This is a genomic window from Serratia sp. CY31944 (assembly GCF_052169175.1).
GTDB lineage: Bacteria > Pseudomonadota > Gammaproteobacteria > Enterobacterales > Enterobacteriaceae > Serratia > Serratia sarumanii.
Window position 1 is genome coordinate 32,125 of record NZ_JBJNLG010000006.1, and the last position, 17,311, is coordinate 49,435.

Annotated in this window: 17 protein-coding genes; 9 read left to right on the forward strand and 8 right to left on the reverse strand. The window is 62.8% G+C overall.

The window, feature by feature from the left end; genetic code table 11:
• The first annotated feature begins 6 nt into the window (after nucleotides 1-6).
• Nucleotides 7-873 carry a bifunctional methylenetetrahydrofolate dehydrogenase/methenyltetrahydrofolate cyclohydrolase FolD gene (gene folD / locus ACJ8IN_RS08770; RefSeq protein WP_033637396.1) on the forward strand — a complete coding sequence of 289 codons (867 nt, stop codon included), beginning with the start codon at nucleotides 7-9 and terminating at the stop codon, nucleotides 871-873.
• Between the two features lie 10 nt (nucleotides 874-883).
• On the forward strand, nucleotides 884-1,096 hold the full coding sequence (ybcJ, locus tag ACJ8IN_RS08775) for a ribosome-associated protein YbcJ (RefSeq protein WP_004940179.1): 213 nt from the start codon (nucleotides 884-886) through the stop codon (nucleotides 1,094-1,096).
• Between the two features lie 61 nt (nucleotides 1,097-1,157).
• On the opposite strand, the gene cysS is transcribed toward ybcJ, so the two are convergent.
• Nucleotides 1,158-2,543, reverse strand: a complete 1,386-nt coding sequence (cysS, locus tag ACJ8IN_RS08780; RefSeq protein ID WP_033637393.1) for a cysteine--tRNA ligase — start codon at nucleotides 2,541-2,543, stop codon at nucleotides 1,158-1,160.
• 308 nt (nucleotides 2,544-2,851) lie between these two features.
• Between cysS and ppiB the strand changes: the two genes are divergently transcribed.
• The 4 genes from ppiB to purK all read left to right on the forward strand — a co-directional run bounded on the left by ppiB (nucleotide 2,852) and on the right by purK (nucleotide 5,817).
• Complete coding sequence (gene ppiB, locus ACJ8IN_RS08785; RefSeq protein WP_004940183.1) at nucleotides 2,852-3,346, forward strand: peptidylprolyl isomerase B; 495 nt, start codon at nucleotides 2,852-2,854, stop codon at nucleotides 3,344-3,346.
• 10 nt (nucleotides 3,347-3,356) lie between these two features.
• Nucleotides 3,357-4,079 (forward strand): UDP-2,3-diacylglucosamine diphosphatase, encoded by a 723-nt coding sequence (locus ACJ8IN_RS08790; RefSeq protein WP_308325485.1) that lies wholly within the window; start codon nucleotides 3,357-3,359, stop codon nucleotides 4,077-4,079.
• A gap of 149 nt (nucleotides 4,080-4,228) precedes the next feature.
• Nucleotides 4,229-4,753 carry a 5-(carboxyamino)imidazole ribonucleotide mutase gene (gene purE / locus ACJ8IN_RS08795; protein WP_033653219.1) on the forward strand — a complete coding sequence of 175 codons (525 nt, stop codon included), beginning with the start codon at nucleotides 4,229-4,231 and terminating at the stop codon, nucleotides 4,751-4,753.
• Nucleotides 4,750-5,817 carry a 5-(carboxyamino)imidazole ribonucleotide synthase gene (gene purK, locus ACJ8IN_RS08800; protein WP_033653220.1) on the forward strand — a complete coding sequence of 356 codons (1,068 nt, stop codon included), beginning with the start codon at nucleotides 4,750-4,752 and terminating at the stop codon, nucleotides 5,815-5,817. Before purE ends, purK begins: the two co-directional genes overlap by 4 nt.
• Before the next feature lie 162 nt (nucleotides 5,818-5,979).
• On the opposite strand, the gene ACJ8IN_RS08805 is transcribed toward purK, so the two are convergent.
• The 3 genes from ACJ8IN_RS08805 to ybbA form a co-directional block, all read right to left on the reverse strand.
• Complete coding sequence (locus ACJ8IN_RS08805) at nucleotides 5,980-6,936, reverse strand: bifunctional helix-turn-helix transcriptional regulator/GNAT family N-acetyltransferase (protein ID WP_033653358.1); 957 nt, start codon at nucleotides 6,934-6,936, stop codon at nucleotides 5,980-5,982.
• 204 nt (nucleotides 6,937-7,140) lie between these two features.
• Nucleotides 7,141-9,573, reverse strand: a complete 2,433-nt coding sequence (gene ybbP / locus ACJ8IN_RS08810; RefSeq protein ID WP_060421930.1) for a putative ABC transporter permease subunit YbbP — start codon at nucleotides 9,571-9,573, stop codon at nucleotides 7,141-7,143.
• Nucleotides 9,570-10,256, reverse strand: a complete 687-nt coding sequence (ybbA, locus tag ACJ8IN_RS08815) for a putative ABC transporter ATP-binding protein YbbA (RefSeq protein WP_004940192.1) — start codon at nucleotides 10,254-10,256, stop codon at nucleotides 9,570-9,572. The genes ybbP and ybbA overlap by 4 nt, the downstream gene beginning before the upstream one ends.
• Between ybbA and tesA the strand changes: the two genes are divergently transcribed.
• From tesA to ACJ8IN_RS08830, 3 genes are all read left to right on the forward strand, one after another.
• Nucleotides 10,227-10,865 (forward strand): multifunctional acyl-CoA thioesterase I/protease I/lysophospholipase L1, encoded by a 639-nt coding sequence (tesA, locus tag ACJ8IN_RS08820; protein ID WP_161726004.1) that lies wholly within the window; start codon nucleotides 10,227-10,229, stop codon nucleotides 10,863-10,865. The genes ybbA and tesA overlap by 30 nt on opposite strands.
• Nucleotides 10,866-10,891: 26 nt before the next feature.
• The gene (locus ACJ8IN_RS08825) at nucleotides 10,892-11,668 is read left to right on the forward strand and encodes an SDR family oxidoreductase (RefSeq protein WP_060421933.1); all 777 of its coding nucleotides are present in this window, start codon (nucleotides 10,892-10,894) and stop codon (nucleotides 11,666-11,668) included.
• A gap of 77 nt (nucleotides 11,669-11,745) precedes the next feature.
• Nucleotides 11,746-12,600: a co-chaperone YbbN gene (locus ACJ8IN_RS08830; protein ID WP_308325484.1), complete on the forward strand. Its 855-nt coding sequence runs from the start codon at nucleotides 11,746-11,748 to the stop codon at nucleotides 12,598-12,600.
• 283 nt (nucleotides 12,601-12,883) lie between these two features.
• On the opposite strand, the gene cfa is transcribed toward ACJ8IN_RS08830, so the two are convergent.
• The 4 genes from cfa to ACJ8IN_RS08850 form a co-directional block, all read right to left on the reverse strand.
• A complete protein-coding gene (gene cfa / locus ACJ8IN_RS08835) occupies nucleotides 12,884-14,035 on the reverse strand; it encodes a cyclopropane fatty acyl phospholipid synthase (protein ID WP_033637384.1) in 1,152 nt (383 codons plus the stop codon).
• A gap of 194 nt (nucleotides 14,036-14,229) precedes the next feature.
• Complete coding sequence (locus ACJ8IN_RS08840; RefSeq protein WP_234721634.1) at nucleotides 14,230-15,132, reverse strand: carbamate kinase; 903 nt, start codon at nucleotides 15,130-15,132, stop codon at nucleotides 14,230-14,232.
• 21 nt (nucleotides 15,133-15,153) lie between these two features.
• Complete coding sequence (locus tag ACJ8IN_RS08845) at nucleotides 15,154-16,023, reverse strand: DUF2877 domain-containing protein (protein ID WP_060421944.1); 870 nt, start codon at nucleotides 16,021-16,023, stop codon at nucleotides 15,154-15,156.
• A 16-nt stretch (nucleotides 16,024-16,039) separates the two neighbouring features.
• The gene (locus ACJ8IN_RS08850; protein WP_041033722.1) at nucleotides 16,040-17,305 is read right to left on the reverse strand and encodes a DUF1116 domain-containing protein; all 1,266 of its coding nucleotides are present in this window, start codon (nucleotides 17,303-17,305) and stop codon (nucleotides 16,040-16,042) included.
• Nucleotides 17,306-17,311: the final 6 nt, after the last annotated feature.

The following is a 17,311-nucleotide window of genomic DNA, read 5'->3' on the forward strand; positions in this document are numbered from 1 at the left end:
ACACTGATGTCAGCAAAGATTATTGATGGTAAAACGATTGCGCAGCAGGTTAGAAACGAAGTGGCTGAGCAAGTGAAACAACGTCTGGCGGCCGGCAAACGCGCCCCAGGGCTGGCGGTTGTGCTGGTCGGCGAGAACCCGGCCTCGCAAATTTACGTCGCCAGCAAGCGCCGCGCCTGCGATGAAGTCGGCTTCCTTTCCCGCTCCTACGACCTGCCCGCTGCCACCAGTGAAGCCGAGCTGCTGGCGTTGATCGACCAGCTGAACGCCGATCAGGAAATCGACGGCATTCTGGTGCAGCTGCCGCTGCCTGCCGGCATCGATAACGTCAAGGTGCTGGAACGCATCCACCCGGACAAAGACGTCGACGGCTTCCACCCGTACAACGTCGGCCGCCTGTGCCAGCGCGCCCCCAAGCTGCGCCCGTGCACGCCGCGCGGCATCGTCACCCTGCTGGAGCGTTATAACATCGATACCTACGGCCTGAACGCCGTGGTGGTCGGCGCCTCCAACATCGTCGGCCGCCCGATGAGCATGGAGCTGCTGCTGGCCGGCTGCACCACCACCGTCACCCACCGCTTCACCAAGAATCTGCGTCACCACGTCGAGAACGCCGATCTGCTGGTGGTGGCGGTCGGCAAACCGGGCTTCATCCCGGGCGACTGGATCAAACCGGGCGCCATCGTGGTGGACGTCGGCATCAACCGTCTGGAAAGCGGTAAAGTGGTGGGCGACGTCGATTTCGACGCCGCCAGCGAGCGCGCTGCTTACATCACCCCGGTGCCGGGTGGCGTTGGCCCGATGACCGTTGCTACACTGATCCAAAATACCTTGCAGGCCTGCGAGGAATATCACGACGTTCAACCTAAATAAGTAAGGCAGTATGGAAATTTTCAATTTGGACAATCATCCCCACGTCGAACTGTGCGATCTGCTGAAGTTCCAGGGCTGGTGTGAAAGCGGCGGCGCCGCCAAAGAAGTCATCGCTGAAGGGCGGGTGAAAGTCGACGGCAAGGTCGAAACCCGCAAGCGCTGCAAGATCGTCGCCGATCAGGTGGTGGAGTTCAACGGTGGCAAGGTCATGGTTAAACCCTGACCCGCAACCATAGAAAAAGGCGCTGAATTCAGCGCCTTTTTTGTTTTTCCCTGCGGCCGGATTACTTACGGCGCCAGGTGGTGCCCTGCGGGCCGTCTTCCAGCACGATGTTCATCTCGTTCAACCGATCGCGGGCGGCATCCGCCAGCGCCCAATCCTTCGCGGCGCGCGCTTCGTTACGCTGTTTGATCAGCGCTTCGATCTCCGCCACTTCGCCGTCGTCAACCTGAGCGCCCCCTTGCAGGAACTGCTCCGGCTCCTGCTGCAGCAGGCCGAGCACCTTCGCCAGCTTGCGCAGTTCCGCCGCCATGCCGTTGGCCGCCGCCATGTCTTCACCCTTGAGGCGGTTAACCTCGCGCGCCAGATCAAACAGCGCCGAGTAGGCTTCCGGGGTGTTGAAGTCGTCGTCCATCGCTTCGCGGAAGCGGGCTTCGAACGCTTCGCCGCCGGCCGGCGCGGCGTCGGCATCGGTGCCGCGCAGCGCGGTATAGAGGCGCTCCAGCGCGGTGCGCGCCTGTTTGAGGTTCTCTTCGCTGTAGTTCAGCTGGCTGCGATAGTGGCCGGACATCAGGAAGTAACGCACCGTCTCCGCATCGTAATGGCCGAGCACGTCGCGGATGGTGAAGAAGTTATCCAGCGATTTGGACATCTTCTCTTTGTCGATCATCACCATGCCGGAGTGCATCCAGTAATTGACGTACGGGCCGTCGTGGGCGCAGCTCGACTGTGCGATCTCGTTCTCGTGGTGCGGGAACATCAGATCGGAACCGCCGCCGTGAATGTCGAAGTGGGTGCCCAGCTGTTTGCAGTTCATGGCAGAGCATTCGATGTGCCAGCCCGGACGGCCCGGCCCCCACGGCGACTGCCAGCTCGGCTCGCCCGGCTTGGACATCTTCCACAGCACGAAGTCCATCGGGTTGCGCTTCACGTCGTCGATCTCCACGCGCGCGCCGGCCTGCAGCTGATCCAGATCCTGACGCGACAGCAGCCCGTATTGCGGATCGCTGTCGATGGAGAACATCACGTCGCCGTTGCTGGCCACGTAGGCGTGATCGCGATCGATAAGGCGCTGGGTGATCTCGATGATCTCGGCGATGTGCTGAGTCGCGCGCGGTTCTTGATCCGGGCGATCGATCAGCAGCGCGTCGAAGTCGGCGTGCATTTCCGCCAGCATGCGTTCGGTCAGCTGGTCGCAGGTCTCATGATTTTCCGCCGCGCGGCGGATGATTTTGTCGTCCACGTCGGTGACGTTGCGCACGTAGTTCAGCGAATAGCCGAGATAGCGCAGGTAACGCGCCACCACGTCGAAAGCGACAAAGGTACGACCGTGCCCGATGTGACACAGGTCATAGATGGTTACCCCGCACACGTACATGCCCACTTTCCCGGCATGAATGGGTTTGAATTCCTCTTTTTGACGACTCAGGGTATTAAAAATCTTTAGCATCGGGAGATTCCGTGGTGTGCGTGATAACAAAAAAGATAACCGGGCTTCAGGTTTCCGCCCGGTAGCGTATTGAAACCTGAAGCCTGATCTATTGCAAGGTTAAGGCCATGCTTTGCTGATTTCACGCGAATAAAATGCGCGAAATTCGGCGGCTGGCGAAATTGTTATAATATAACACAAATGCGATTACCACAGACAGTGCGCGGTTGAGCCGCTGCTGACTCGCTGGGGCGGATATGTTATAAGGGCGGTCTGAATGTTCACTCGCTTTACGTGACGTCTCACTTCACCTTGTTAGGATTAAAACTATGGTTACTTTCCACACCAATCACGGCGATATCGTTATCAAGACCTTTGCTGACAAAGCGCCGGTTACCGTTGAAAACTTCCTGAACTACTGCCGCGCCGGTTTCTACGACAACACCATCTTCCACCGTGTGATCAACGGCTTCATGATCCAGGGCGGCGGTTTCGAGCCGGGCATGAACCAGAAAGCGACCAACGCGACCATCAAAAACGAAGCCAACAACGGTCTGAAAAACACCATCGGCACCCTGGCAATGGCGCGCACCAACGATCCGCACTCCGCCACCGCACAATTTTTCATCAACGTGGCTGACAACGACTTCCTGAACTTCCGCGGCGAAAACGTGCAGGGCTGGGGCTACTGCGTGTTTGCTGAAGTGGTTGAAGGCATGGACGTGGTCAACAAGATCAAAGGCGTGAAAACCGGCCGCAGCGGTATGCACCAGGACGTACCGGTAGAAGACGTGGTGATCAACAGCGTGACCGTCAGCGAGTAATCGCGGCTGCATGAGTACGCTGTTCATCGCAGATCTGCACTTGTGCGCACAGGAACCGGCAATCACTGCCGGTTTTCTGCGTTTTTTACGGCGCGAAGCGGTGCACGCCGACGCGCTGTACATCCTTGGCGACCTGTTTGAAGCCTGGATCGGCGACGACGATCCCGAGCCGCTGCACGCGGAGATCGCCGCGGCGCTGAAAGCGCTGCAACAGGCCGGCGTGCCCTGCTACTTCATCCACGGCAACCGCGATTTTCTGCTCGGCAAGCGCTTCGCCCGCGCCAGCGGCATGCAGCTGCTGCCGGAAGAGGAAGTGCTGGAGCTGTACGGCCGCAGGATCCTGATCCTGCATGGCGACACCCTGTGCACCGACGATCACGCCTATCAGCAATTCCGCCGTAAAGTGCACAACCCGCTGATTCAAAAATTGTTCCTGGCGCTGCCGCTGCGCTGGCGATTGAAGATCGCCGCCAAAATGCGCGCCCGCAGCCAGCAATCCAACCAGGACAAGTCGGAAGCCATCATGGACGTCAACCCGCAGGCGGTCGAGCAAAGCATGCTGCGCCACGACGTGCACTGGATGATCCACGGCCATACCCATCGCCCGGCGGTGCACCGGCTGGCGTTGAGCAACGGCGAAGCCCATCGCGCGGTGCTGGGCGCCTGGCACGTCGAAGGATCGATGATCAAAGTCAGCGCCGACGCCGTCGAGCTGATCCAATTCCCATTCTGAATTCCGGACTGGCGCGCGAGTGAAAATTCGCGCTTTCGACGGTGAAAACCGGCGACGCAACCGTTTTCCTCGCCGTGCGCTCATGGTATGCTCTACGCCCTCATTCGGCCCTCAGCCGACGCCAGACAAATCACAGGAGCCTTACACCCATGGGAGCCAACGCCGCTTCAGCCGCCACTACCGGGGCGAAAATCGCAATTGTAATGGGATCGAAAAGTGACTGGGCCACCATGCAGTTCGCCGCCGAAGTCCTGACCCAGCTCGATGTCCCCTTCCATGTCGAAGTCGTTTCCGCCCACCGCACGCCGGACAAGCTGTTCAGCTTCGCCGAGCAGGCTACCGCCAACGGTTTTGACGTGATCATCGCCGGCGCCGGCGGTGCGGCGCACCTGCCGGGCATGCTGGCGGCGAAAACCCTGGTGCCGGTGCTGGGTGTGCCGGTGCAAAGCGCCGCGCTGAGCGGCGTAGACAGCCTGTACTCCATCGTGCAGATGCCGCGCGGCATTCCGGTGGGCACGCTGGCGATCGGTAAAGCCGGCGCCGCCAACGCCGGGCTGTTGGCGATGCAGATCCTGGCGCTGCACGACGCCGCGCTGGCGCAGCGTTTGGCGGACTGGCGTCAGGCGCAGACCGAAGACGTCTTGAACCACCCCGATCCGCGGGAGGATGCATGAAGCCGGTTTGCGTACTGGGCAATGGCCAGCTGGGGCGCATGCTGCGCCAGGCAGGCGAACCGCTGGGCATCGCCGTTTACCCTGTCGGCATCGATGCCGAGCCCGAAGCGGTGCCGTATCAGAACAGCGTCATTACCGCCGAGATCGAACGCTGGCCGGAAACCGCGCTGACGCGCGAGCTGGCGACCCACAGCGCCTTCGTCAACCGCGACATTTTCCCGCGCCTGGCGGATCGCCTGACGCAAAAACAGCTGCTCGATCAGCTCGGCCTGGCGACCGCGCCGTGGCAGCTGCTGGCGAGCGCCGCCGAATGGCCGCAGGTATTCGCTTCGCTGGGCGAGCTGGCGATCGTCAAACGCCGGGTCGGCGGCTATGACGGCCGCGGCCAGTGGCGCTTGCGCCCGGGCCAGGAAGCCGAACTGCCGGCCGACGCCTATGGCGAGTGCATCGTCGAGCAAGGCATCAATTTCTCCGGCGAAGTGTCGCTGGTGGGCGCGCGCGGCCACGACGGCCGTTCGGTATTCTACCCGCTGACCCACAACCTGCATGAAGACGGCATCCTGCGCACCAGCGTGGCGCTGCCGCAGCCCAACCCGGCGCTGCAGCAACAGGCCGAGCAGATGCTGGCGGCGATCCTGAACGAGCTGAACTACGTCGGCGTGATGGCGATGGAGTGCTTTATCGTCGGCGATCGGCTGCTGATCAACGAACTGGCGCCGCGCGTGCACAACAGCGGCCACTGGACGCAAAACGGCGCGTCCATCAGCCAGTTCGAGCTGCACCTGCGCGCCATTCTCGGCCTGCCGTTGCCGCAGCCGGTGGTGAGCACGCCGTCGGTGATGGTCAACCTGATCGGCACCGCCGTCAACGAACAGTGGCTGTCACTGCCGCTGGTGCATCTGCACTGGTATGAGAAAGAGGTGCGCCCGGGCCGCAAGGTCGGCCATCTCAATCTGAACGACCCGAGCGCCGCCGTTCTGCGCCAAGCGCTGCAGGCGCTGGCGCCGCTGCTGCCGGGCGAATACCAAAGCGGGCTGGCCTGGGCACAGCAGAAGCTGCTCTAAGGCTGCTGCCGCAGCAGCAGAAAGCAAAAGGGGCCCTGTTCATTCAGGTGCCCCTTTTCATCTTCCTGAGATTGATGTGCCCATTTCGCGATACCGGCACCCGGCCTTTCATGTCCGCTATCCTTTCTTTGTGTTTTACAGCCGCGCTTTGTTTTCAGAACACTAATTCCCCGGGCGACAAGAACGGGTAAATTTCTGTTCAGTGACGATCGTTCCCCATTGATTGCCGATTTCTTCCTGCATCAGCTCAAAGCCAAAAGATTCATACAGCCGACGTGCGGCATCCAGTCCCTTGAACGTCCAGAGATGAACGGCCGAAAAACCCAAGCGATCGCAGAAAGCCATCGCGTTACTGAGCAGTTGGCGCCCTACGCCGCTTCCACGGCATCCTTCATCCAGTATGAACCAACGCAGATGGGCAGCGTTCTGCCCCAAAGCCTGCCCATCAATGGCCACCGATCCCACGATACGGTCATTGAGCATGGCCAGCCAAATCTGATTACCTGGCGGGTCCAGACGGCCGGTGAATTCCGCGAGGCCTGCAGCCACCTGACTCTCGAAGAACGCCCCGAAACCGGCGTGGCGGGAGTAAAACTCGGCATGCATTTCAGTGATTCGACCAATCATACCTGTCTGATAACCGGAACGAATGGTGAAAGGCGTCTGCAAAGTTTGTCCGGTGGCAAGACGGTGCGTTTGCAGAGCACCGGCATAGGCGCTCAGTCCCTGAGCAACGGTTTGTTGCTGCAATGGGTGCAGATGCGCCAGCGCCGTCGTAACCTGTTGCCGCCCATAGGCGTGGATCCTGGCCACCGTCTGTCTGCCGGTTGCTGAAAGACAGAGTGGTTTCAAACGGGTGTCATCTTCTCCGGCGGTTTCAATCAGCAATCCTGCCCGCATCAGTTTACCGACCATCCGACTGACGCTGGATTTATCCAGACCGAGTACCAGTACCAGCTGAGCGGCGGTCATCATTTCCTGCCGCTCGATTTCAAGAAGCGCATGTACAGCGGATGGGGAAAATTCAGTGCCTGCCAACGTCGTACGCATGAATCCTAATTCCCGCACTATGGTTCGGGAAGCCGTACGTATCGTTTCTATCAGAGAGTCTTCATTCATGTTTATGTATCTCGCAGAGAGCCGATGAACGCCCAAATAGTTGCAATATACAACCATATAGTTGCTTTATACAACTTACTTTAAAGTTCAATCGGCCATCGTAAGCGCTAACAACCAAGGCAGCGCCACGCCCTTTGCAATTGAACAGTCTGGGTTTTGGCAAGATTGCGGCAGCCCGAGAGCTGCCCCTAATCTTGCTTTACCTCAGCCATCATAACTGCGGAACAGCGCCCGACCGCGCAGCAGGCGCACGCCCAGCCAGCCGCCGCACAGCGACAGCAGCAGCGCGCTGGCCAGCGGCAACGCCCACCACAGCACCGGCGTCGGCGTCCACGGAAAGTCGAATACCCGGCTCTGCAGCAGCCACAGCGCCGCCTCGGCGCCCACCGCCGCCGCGATGCCCGCCACCAGCCCCAGCAGGGCGAACTCGCACCACAGCGTGCGGCGCAGCAGCCGTTTGCCGGCGCCCAGCGTGCGATACACCACCAGCTCCTGGCGGCGCTGACGCATGCCGACCTGCACCTGTGCCAGCAGCAGCAGGCCGCCGCACAGCACCACCAGCACCACCATCACCTCCAGCGCGCGGCTGACCTGCTGCAGCACGCCGCCGACCTGTTTCAGGATCGCGCCGATGTCCATCAGGCTGAGCGTCGGGAACTGGCGGTTGAGCTGGGTCAGCATCTGACCGTCGCCGTCGTAGCGGAAGCTGGTAAGCCAGGTCTGCGGCTGGCCGTCCAGCGCGCCCGGCGGGAAGATAAAGTAAAAGTTCGGCTTCAGGCTCTCCCAATCCACCTGGCGCAGGCTGGTGACTTTGGCGCTGAACGCCTGGGTATCGCCGCTGAAGGTCAGCGTGTCGCCCAGCGTGATCTTCAGCCGCCCGGCAATGCCTTCATCCATCGAAACCTCGCCGGTTTTCGGCGGCCAATTGCCCGCCACCAGCGGATTGTGATCCGGCAGATCGGCCAACCAGGTCAGGTTCAGCTCGCGGTTCACCGCCTCGCCGCCCGGATCGTCTTCATGCACCCGCTCGGTCGCCACCTGCTGGTTTATCTCGGTCAGGCGCACCCGGACGATCGGATAATAGGTTTCCGGCTTGATCTGGTGCTGCTGCAGGAAGGTTTTCACCTGCGGCACCTGCGCCTCGGTCATGTTGAGCAGGAAATAGTTCGGGCTGTCCGGCGGCAGCTGTTGCTGCCAGCGGTCGAGCAAATCGCCGCGCAGCACCAGCAACAGCGCCAGCAGCATAAACGACAGCGAGAACGCCGCCAGCTGGCTGATGGTCACCCACGGCTGATGCAGCAGGCGGTTGACCGCCAGCCGCAGCGCCAGACTCTTGAGCGTGATGCGGCGCAGCAGCTGCAGGCTGCCCCAGCCGATGCCGCCCAGCAGCAGCGCCAGCACCGCCATGCCCGCCAAGATCGCCCACAGCAGCGTGCTGGCCCCCATCAGCGTCACCAGCAGCGCCACCACGATCGCCGCCGTCACCGGCAGGAAGTAGCGCAGCGGCCAGACGTTGGCCACTACGTCGCGGCGCAGCACCCGCAGCGGTTGGGTGGCCAGCAGCTGACGGTACGGCCGCAGCCCGACCAGCAGCGAAATCAGCACCAGCGCGCCGAGCGCCCACAGCCACGGCCAGGCGCCGGCGGCGGGCAATGCGGCCGGCAACACCGGCTTCAGCAGGCGAATCAACAGCGCTTCAAACGCCAGCCCGATCGCCCCGCCGCACACCGCCGCCAGCGCCATCACCGCCAGCCACTGGCCGACGATCAGTTTACGCAGCGCGCCGCGCCCGGCGCCGAGGGTTTTCAGCACCGCGATCAGATCGTAGCGGCTGCGGCAATAGTGGCTCATCGCCACCGCCACGGCGGCGATCGACAACAGCAGCGTCAGCAGGGCCGACAGCAGCAGGAACTGTTGGGATCGCTGCAGCGACTTGCCGAGCGCACTGCCGGACTCCTGCAGCCCGAACCAGCGCTGATCCGGCGTCAACTGCGGCGTCAGCCGTTCTTCGTAACGCTGAATATCCGGCTCGGCGCCGGCGAACATGTAGCGGTAGGTCAGGCGACTGCCCGGCTGCACCGCGCCGGTCTTATCGACGTCCGCCAGGTTGATCATGATGCGCGGCGCGGTCTGGAACGGGTTGAAGCCGGCGTCCGGCTCCTGAATGATTTCACCGGCGATGCGCAGCGTGGTGTCGCCCACCTCGAGCGAATCCCCCACTTTCACGTTCAGCAGCGCCAGCAGACGCGGCGCCACCAGCACGCTGCCCGGTTCGGGCTTGATGTTGGCCGGGCGCGTTTCCAGCTTGCCGTACAGCGGATAGGCCAAATCGGTGGCTTTCACGTCCGCCAGCTGCGGCCGGTCGCCGGCATAGGTCATGGTGGTGAACGACAGCTGGCGGCTCAGCGTCAGCCCCTGCTGTTGCGCGTCCAGCAGCCAGCCTTCCGGCACCGGATGCGCGCTGCGCAGCACCCGATCGCCGGCGATAAAATCGCGGCTCTGCTGGCTGAGCCCTTTGTCCATGCGATCGCTGATGCTGCCCAGCGCCAGCACGCAGGCCACGGAGAGCGTCAACGCCAGCCAAACGATCAGCAGCGACGGCGAGCGCCATTCGCGCCAGAACCAGCGCCAGATCATGCTTCCTCCCACAGCTTGCCTTCACGCAGCCGCAGCCGCCGCTGGCAGCGCGCCGCCAGGGTTTCGTCATGGGTCACCAGGATCAGGGTGGTGTCAAAATCGCGGTTGAGAGAGAACAACAGGTCGGCGATGCGATCGCCGGTCTGGCGATCGAGGTTGCCGGTCGGTTCATCGGCGAACAGCACCCGCGGCCGGCCGCTGAAGGCGCGCGCCAGCGCCACACGCTGCTGCTCGCCGCCGGACAGCTGCGCCGGCAGGTGATCGAGCCGTTTGCCCAATCCCAGCTGTTCCAGCAGCTGCACCGCCTGCTCGCGGCTCTGCCTGTCGCTCTCGCCGCGCAGCAGCGCCGGCAGTTGCACGTTTTCCAGCGCGTTCAGCGTCGGCACCAGCATGAACGACTGAAACACGAAGCCGACGTTCCTGGCGCGCAGCGCGGCGCGGCCTTCTTCGTCCAGCGCGGTCAGCGACTCGCCGAGCAGGCGCACCTCGCCCTCGCTGCCGTCATCCAGCCCGGCCAAAATGCCCAGCAGGGTCGATTTTCCCGATCCGGATTCGCCGATCAGGGCGATCGTCTGCGCGGGTTTGACAAGCAGCTCGACTCCGGTAAGGATGGTGAGCTGATGCTCACCCTGACCAACGTGTTTACTAAGATGATGAACTTCAAGAACGTTTTCCGCTGGCATCTTCCCTTCCTTTTGCTGTTGGGATTATTCAGTTTACGCGCTGTCGCCGCCGATACCTTGTTGATTTTGGGCGACAGTTTAAGCGCCGGCTACCGCCTGCCGATCGAGCGGGCCTGGCCGACGCTGTTGGCCGAACAGTGGCAGAAAAAACCGGGCGCGCCGCAGCTGGTCAACGCCAGCATCAGCGGCGACACCGCCGCACAGGGGCTGGCGCGTCTGCCCGCGCTGCTGAAACAGCATCAGCCACGCTGGGTACTGATCGAGCTGGGCGCCAACGACGGCCTGCGCGGTTTCCCGGCGCCGGACATGCAGCGCGATCTCGGCCAGATCATCACGCGGGTGCAGCAGGCCGGCGCACTGCCGCTGCTGATGCAGATCCGCATCCCGCCGAACTACGGCCGCCGCTATACCGAGGCGTTCAGCGCCGTCTATCCGGCGCTGGCCAAGCAGTTCAACATTCCGCTGCTGCCGTTCTATATGGAACAGGTGGTGGTGAAGCCGGAATGGATGCAGGATGACGGATTGCACCCCAATGGGGACGCCCAGCCGTTTATCGCCACCTGGATGGCGGAGCGCCTGGAACCGCTAGTAAAACATGAGTCTAACTAAATTAGGGTCGTACACTAGGTAAAGTTATGCAAAAAGCAGTATTGATAACCGGCTGCTCCAGCGGGATTGGACTGATTGCGGCGCAGGATCTGCGCAACCGCGGCTACCGGGTGCTGGCCGCCTGCCGCAAGCCGCAGGACGTGGAAAACATGCGCCAGCTCGGGCTGGAAGGCATCGAGCTGGATCTGGACGACAGCGCCAGCGTCGAGCGCGCCGCCGCCGAGGTGATCGCGCTGACCGGCGGCCGCCTGTATGGCCTGTTCAACAACGGCGGCTTCGGCGTTTACGGCCCGCTCAGCGGCATCTCGCGCAGCCAGCTGGAGCGGCAGTTCGCCACCAACCTGTTCGGCACCCACCAGTTGACCCAGCTGCTGCTGCCGGCGATGTTGCCGCACGGCGAAGGGCGCATTATCCAGACCAGCTCGGTGATGGGCCTGGTCTCCAGTGCCGGGCGCGGCGCCTACGCCGCCAGCAAATTCGCGCTGGAAGCCTGGTCGGACGCGCTGCGCATGGAGCTGCACGGCAGCGGCATTCAGGTCAGCCTGATCGAACCGGGGCCGATTTCCACCCACTTTAGCCAGAACGTCAATCAGACGCAGAGCGACAAACCGGTGCATAACCCCGGCATCGCCAAGCGCCTGACGCTGCCGCCGGAGGCCATTCTGCCCAAGCTGCGCCACGCGCTGGAAAGCCCGCGCGCCAAACTGCGCTACCCGGTGACCCTGCTGGCGCACGCGATGAGCGTGCTGCGCCGCATTCTACCGGGCCACTGTCTGGATTGGCTGCTGCGCAGCAACGCTTAATTCGCCCGCCGGGGTTGAAGAATGGCGGCGCGCCCCCATCTACACCCCATGGCTCCGCACGATCAGAGAGAAAAAAGATGCTAGCTCAAGCTGTTGTTGATATTAACGAAACTAACCTGCACCAGACGCTGGAACAGTCGATGTCCATTCCGGTGCTGTTCTACTTCTGGTCCGAACGCAGCCAACACTGCCTGCAGCTCACGCCGGTGCTCGACAAACTGGCGGCGGAATACGCCGGCCAGTTCATTCTGGCCAAGGTGGACTGCGACGCCGAACAGATGATCGCCTCCCAATTCGGGCTGCGTTCCATTCCGACCGTCTACCTGTTCAAAGACGGTCAGCCGGTCGACGGCTTCCAGGGCCCGCAGCCGGAAGAAGCGATCCGCGACTTGCTGCAGCGTTTCCTGCCGAAGGAAGAAGATCTGAAACTGGCGCAGGCGCAGGAACTGCTGGCCGCCGGCAACGCTGCCGAAGCGCTGCCGCTGCTGAAAGACGCCTGGCAGAGCAGCCAACAGCGCAGCGACATCGGCCTGGCCCTGGCCGAAACTCAGATCGCGCTCAGCCGCAGCGAAGACGCCGAAGCGGTGCTGGCGACCATCCCGCTGCAGGATCGCGATACCCGCTATCAGGGCCTGGTGGCGCAGATTGAACTATTGAAGCAGGCGGCGGACACCCCGGAAATCCAACAGCTGCAACAGCAGGTACAGCAGCAGCCGGGCAACGTCGAGCTGGCGGTGCAGCTGGCGCTACAGCTGCATCAGGTCGGGCGTAACGAAGAAGCGCTGGAACTGTTGATGGGGCATCTGAAGAAAGATCTGGCCGCCGCCAACGGCAACGCGCGCAAGACCCTGATGGACATTCTGGCCGCGCTCGGCACCGGCGACGCGCTGGCCGCTAAATATCGCCGCCAGCTGTACTCCCTGCTGTACTGATATACCCTTCGTCTTTCCAGCCGCATCGTTGTTGGCTGCACGTTCGAACCCCAGTCACTTAGTTATCTAAGCTCCTGGGGTTTCTCACGTTTGCCGCCTAGACGCAACTGGAAATCCATTGGGTATATGTGTTGTCCCAAAGTAAATATTGAAGGGTATCCCCTAAATAGTTCGAGTTGCATCAAGGCGGCAAGTTTGTAAGTCCCCGGGAACTTACTCAAGTAAGCGACCGGGGCGCGCAAACGCAGCCAACACAGATGCAGCTTGAAATATGACGGGGATATCAGCGATAGACCCGCACCCCGCCCTCCACGCCCGCAGGGCTGAACAACACCTGCCACAGCTGAATGTTGCGCGAACGGAACGCGCCGGCGCAGGCGTTCAGGTAATAAGTGAACATGCGTTCGAAGCGCTCGGAATAGCCGCCGGCCAACTCTGGCCATGCCCGTTTGAAGTTCTCCAGCCAGGCCATCAGCGTGCGATCGTAATCGGCGCCAAAGTTGTGCCAATCTTCCATCACGAAACGCCCTTCGCTGGCCTCGGCGATATGCCGCACCGAAGGCAGGCAGCCGTTGGGGAAGATGTATTTGTCTATCCAGGCGTCGACGTTGAGATCGGTCTGATTGGAACCGATAGTGTGCAGCAGGAACAGGCCGTCGGGCTTCAGGTTGCGCGCCGCGACGCTGAAATAGGTCTCGTAGTTTTTCGGCCCGACGTGCTCGAACATGCCGACCGACACGATGCGATCGAACTGGCGATCCAGATCGCGGTAATCCTGCAGCAAGATCTCGACGTCCAGCCCGGCGCAGCGTGCCTGCGCCAGCTTCTGCTGCTCGGCCGAAATGGTCACGCCGTGCACCGAGACGCCGTAGTTTTGCGCCGCAAACTGCGCCAGCCCGCCCCAGCCGCAGCCGATATCCAGCAGCGTCATGCCCGGCTTCAGCTGCAGTTTTTCGCAGATCATCCGCAGCTTGGCCTGCTGCGCCTGCTCCAGCGTCTGCGCCTCTTTCCAGTAACCGCAGGAGTATTGCATGTAGGGATCGAGCATCGCCCGGAACAGGTCGTTGCCAATGTCGTAGTGCTCTTTGCCCACCTGCCAGGCGCGCTTGCGCGATTGGCGGTTGAACAGCCGGGCATAGGCGATGCGCGCGATGTCGCTCAGGCTTTTCGGCAGCCGCTCATCGACGCCGGCCTGCAGAATGCGGGTGAACAGCATGTCCAGCCGTTCGCACTCCCACCAGCCGTCCATATAGCCTTCGCCGAAACCGAGCGAGCCTTCCTGCAAAATGCGTTTGAACAGCGCCGGATTGTGCACCCGGATATCCCAGGCGCGCGGGCCGTTGATGGCGACGCCGGCTTCCGCCAACATCTCCTCGACAATGCGATACCAGCGATCTTTCTTCTGGGCGAGTTCATCAACACTGAGCGAATCCATAACAATCCTTGGCCGAAATGTCATTTCAAAAAGCATAGTCGCAAATAAAAATGACAAATTTTTGACGGTAAATACCGGGGTGTTTTTACTCTAGCCAAGGCGAGCAACATCATGAAATGAATAAAAATTATTGAAATCATGCCATTTAGGCATACTTATCCGCGCCAACGCGGGCGCGGATAAACCGACGGCGGCTAAGGCAAAATAGAGGTGCCGGCCTGGCCCGCCAGCACCGCGTCGATATCCTGCAGGCCGCCGATATGGGCCGTCCGCCCGGTGCGATCGACGAAGCGGCTGACCGCCATGATCTTCGGCCCCATGGCGCCGTCCGCCACCGCCATCGGCGCCAGCTCCTGCGTGGTGGCGCGCCGAATGGCGCGCTGGCGCGGCGTGCCCCACTCCTGATACACCGCGTCGGCGTCGGTGAGGATCACCAGATGATCGGCCCCCACCTGCTCCGCCAACAGCGCCGCCGCCAGATCTTTATCGATCACCGCTTCGCTGCCCGTCAGCCCACGCTCGTCGGCGATCATCGGAATACCGCCGCCGCCGTTGCAGATCACGATGTGCCGCTGCGACAGCAGCAGCGTGATCGCCTCGATGTCGAGGATCTTTTGCGGCGCCGGCGAAGGCACCACCCGGCGGATGTAGTTGCCGTCCGCCTTCAGCGTCCAGCCGTATTTGGCCTCCAGCGCCTGCCGCTGTTCCGGCGCATACACCGGCCCGATGAACTTGCTCGGCGCCTGATAATCCGCATCCTGCGCATCCACCAGCACCCGCGTCAGCAGCGTGGACACCGGCTGCTGCGGATGGCTGGCGCTCAACTGCTGCGCCAGCATATAGCCGATCATGCCCTGGCTTTCGGCCACCAGAATATCCAGCGGATAGGGCGGCACGTCGCGGTACGCCAGATTCTGCAACGCCAGCAGTCCTACCTGCGGCCCGTTGCCGTGTACGATGGCGATGCGGTATTTCTGCGCCAGCTTGCCGATGGCGTCGGCGATAAGGGCGATGCTCTTATACTGATTTTCCGCAGAGAGCACGGCTCCGCGCTGCAACAGGGCGTTGCCGCCCAACGCAATGACCAAGGTTTTCATGGTTTGCACCCGTAGTTGAAATCATACCGTCCCGGCCGGATCCGCGATCCGGCTCTCGTGTTCACACCGCGCGCCGCACAGTTCGTTAATCGTCGTCATCCCCAGCCACACGCCCAGCAGCGTGTCCGCTCCCGAAAAGTGCCCCAGGCTCAGCACCGCCGCCACCGCCGCCGATACCTCTTCAGGCGCCCGTAGTCCCTGCGCCAACGCATGCAGCGGCGTGGCGAACACGCCCTGCTCGGCGTAACGCAGGTAGTGCGCGCTCACCAGCGTGGTCAGCGCGTCCAGCGGTGGCGTCTGGGCGAAAAACGGCGCCAGCCCGGCGACCTGAATGCGGCTGTCGAGGTGCGCGCTCAGCAGCAGGCCGAGCAAGGTGTCGTCGTTGCTCGGCGTCAGCCCCGGCCCCTTGCCCAGCGCCTGGCGCCAGTCGACCGTGCCGCCCCGCAGCCAACGGGAGAAATCCCGCACCAGCGCGGCCGGCTCCGGCGTTAACGGCTGCTTCACCAATCGGCCCAGCTCGCCGTGTAACCCGCACTGCGCCGTGCAGCGCTGCAATACCGCCGTCAGCGGCCGATCGGCAATGGCCGCGCGCGGTGTCAGCGCCAGATCCCGCGCCGCGGCGGCGGGCCGCACCAGGAGCCCATCCAACGTGATGCCTGCGGCGGAGAAGGCGCAGCGTCGTACAGACGGCGCCGCACGCCGCACGCGGTCGAAATCCCGCGTACCGAGCTGCCACCCCATCGGGCTCAGGCCGCTGCCGGCGCGGTGCAGCGTCAGCAGCCGCGCGCGTTCCGTCAGGAAATTGATCGCGTTGTTGAAGCTGCCGACGCAGCGCAGCGCGCCGTAGTCTTGCGTCGCATGGCGGCTGCCGGCCAACGCGATAATGTCCATACGCCCCTCCGTTCGCTTACGCCGTGATGCCGAGCTTATCGGCCAGCGCTTCGATCGCTTTCTCGAAGCAGCCGAGCGGCGCGCGCACCGTGCCGGCACCAATTTGCCCGACCCCGGCTTCGCGGTGGGCGATGCCGGTGTTGATCAGTGGCGTGATGCCGGTTTCCACCACCCGGCGCGCATCCAGCCCCAGGCAGGCGCCCTGGAAGTCCCAGGTCGGGATCTGCAGCATCATGTTGCGCTCGAGGTAGATCTCCGCCATTTCCTCGGAGATGTCGGTGGCGGCGCTCATGCCGCCGGAAGCTCCGACGAAGCGCGTCACGCCCGGTGCCGCGACCATCGCCGCGCCGCCAATGCCGAAAGTTTCGGTGATCGCGCTGTCGCCGATGTCCGGGTTGGCGTCCGCCTGGCTGAAGCCGGAGAAGAACAGCCCTTCCGGCGTATTGACGGGGGCGGTGAACCAACGATCGCCCATCCCGCTGATCTTGATGCCGAAGTTCTTGCCGTTGCGGGTCATTACCGTGACGATGGTGCCCTGCTCAATCTCCGCCCCGGCGTCCATCGCCGCCTTGCAGTAGGCCATCGCCAGATTGAGGAAGAACTGATCGGTGATACTGAGGAACTGCATCACCTGCGCCAGCTCCGCCTTATCGCGCGGCAGCAGGCTGATCTCCGGCGCCAGCCTGCGCATCAGCAGCGCCGAGGCCGCGATATTGCGCTGGTGGAATTCGTCCCCCATGCTGATCGCCTGCGCCATCAGCGCGGTCAGATCGATCCCTTCCTCGAGCGTCGCCAGCACCGCTTTCAGCACCGGGGCCAGCGAGTCGCGCATCCAGCGCAGGCGATGCTGCACGTCCTCGCCGTAGGCGCCGAAGCGCATCACCTTGCCGATGCCTTCGTTCATGTTGCAGTAGGCGTAATTGCCGTGAACGGTGTTCCTGACCACCACCATCGGCATGTGGGCCGAGGTGATGCCGCCCATCGGCCCCACCGCGCTCACGCTGTGGCACGGGATGAACTCGATCTCCCCCTGCTCCAGCAGCGCCAGCGCCTGCTGCTCATCCTGCGCCCAGCCTTCGAACAGGCAGGCGCCGATGCAGGCGCCGCGCACCGGGCCGCTCATCTCTTGCCAGGTGACCGGCGGGCCGGCGTGCAGCAGCTTGCGTCCTTCGGCCAGCTGCGGGATCAAACGGTGCGCCAGATCCACATCCTGCCAGTGCGGGCGCGCCTCGCGGATACGGGCGATAACGGCGGCGTTTGCTTGCTCAATCGTTGCGTACATAGCGGT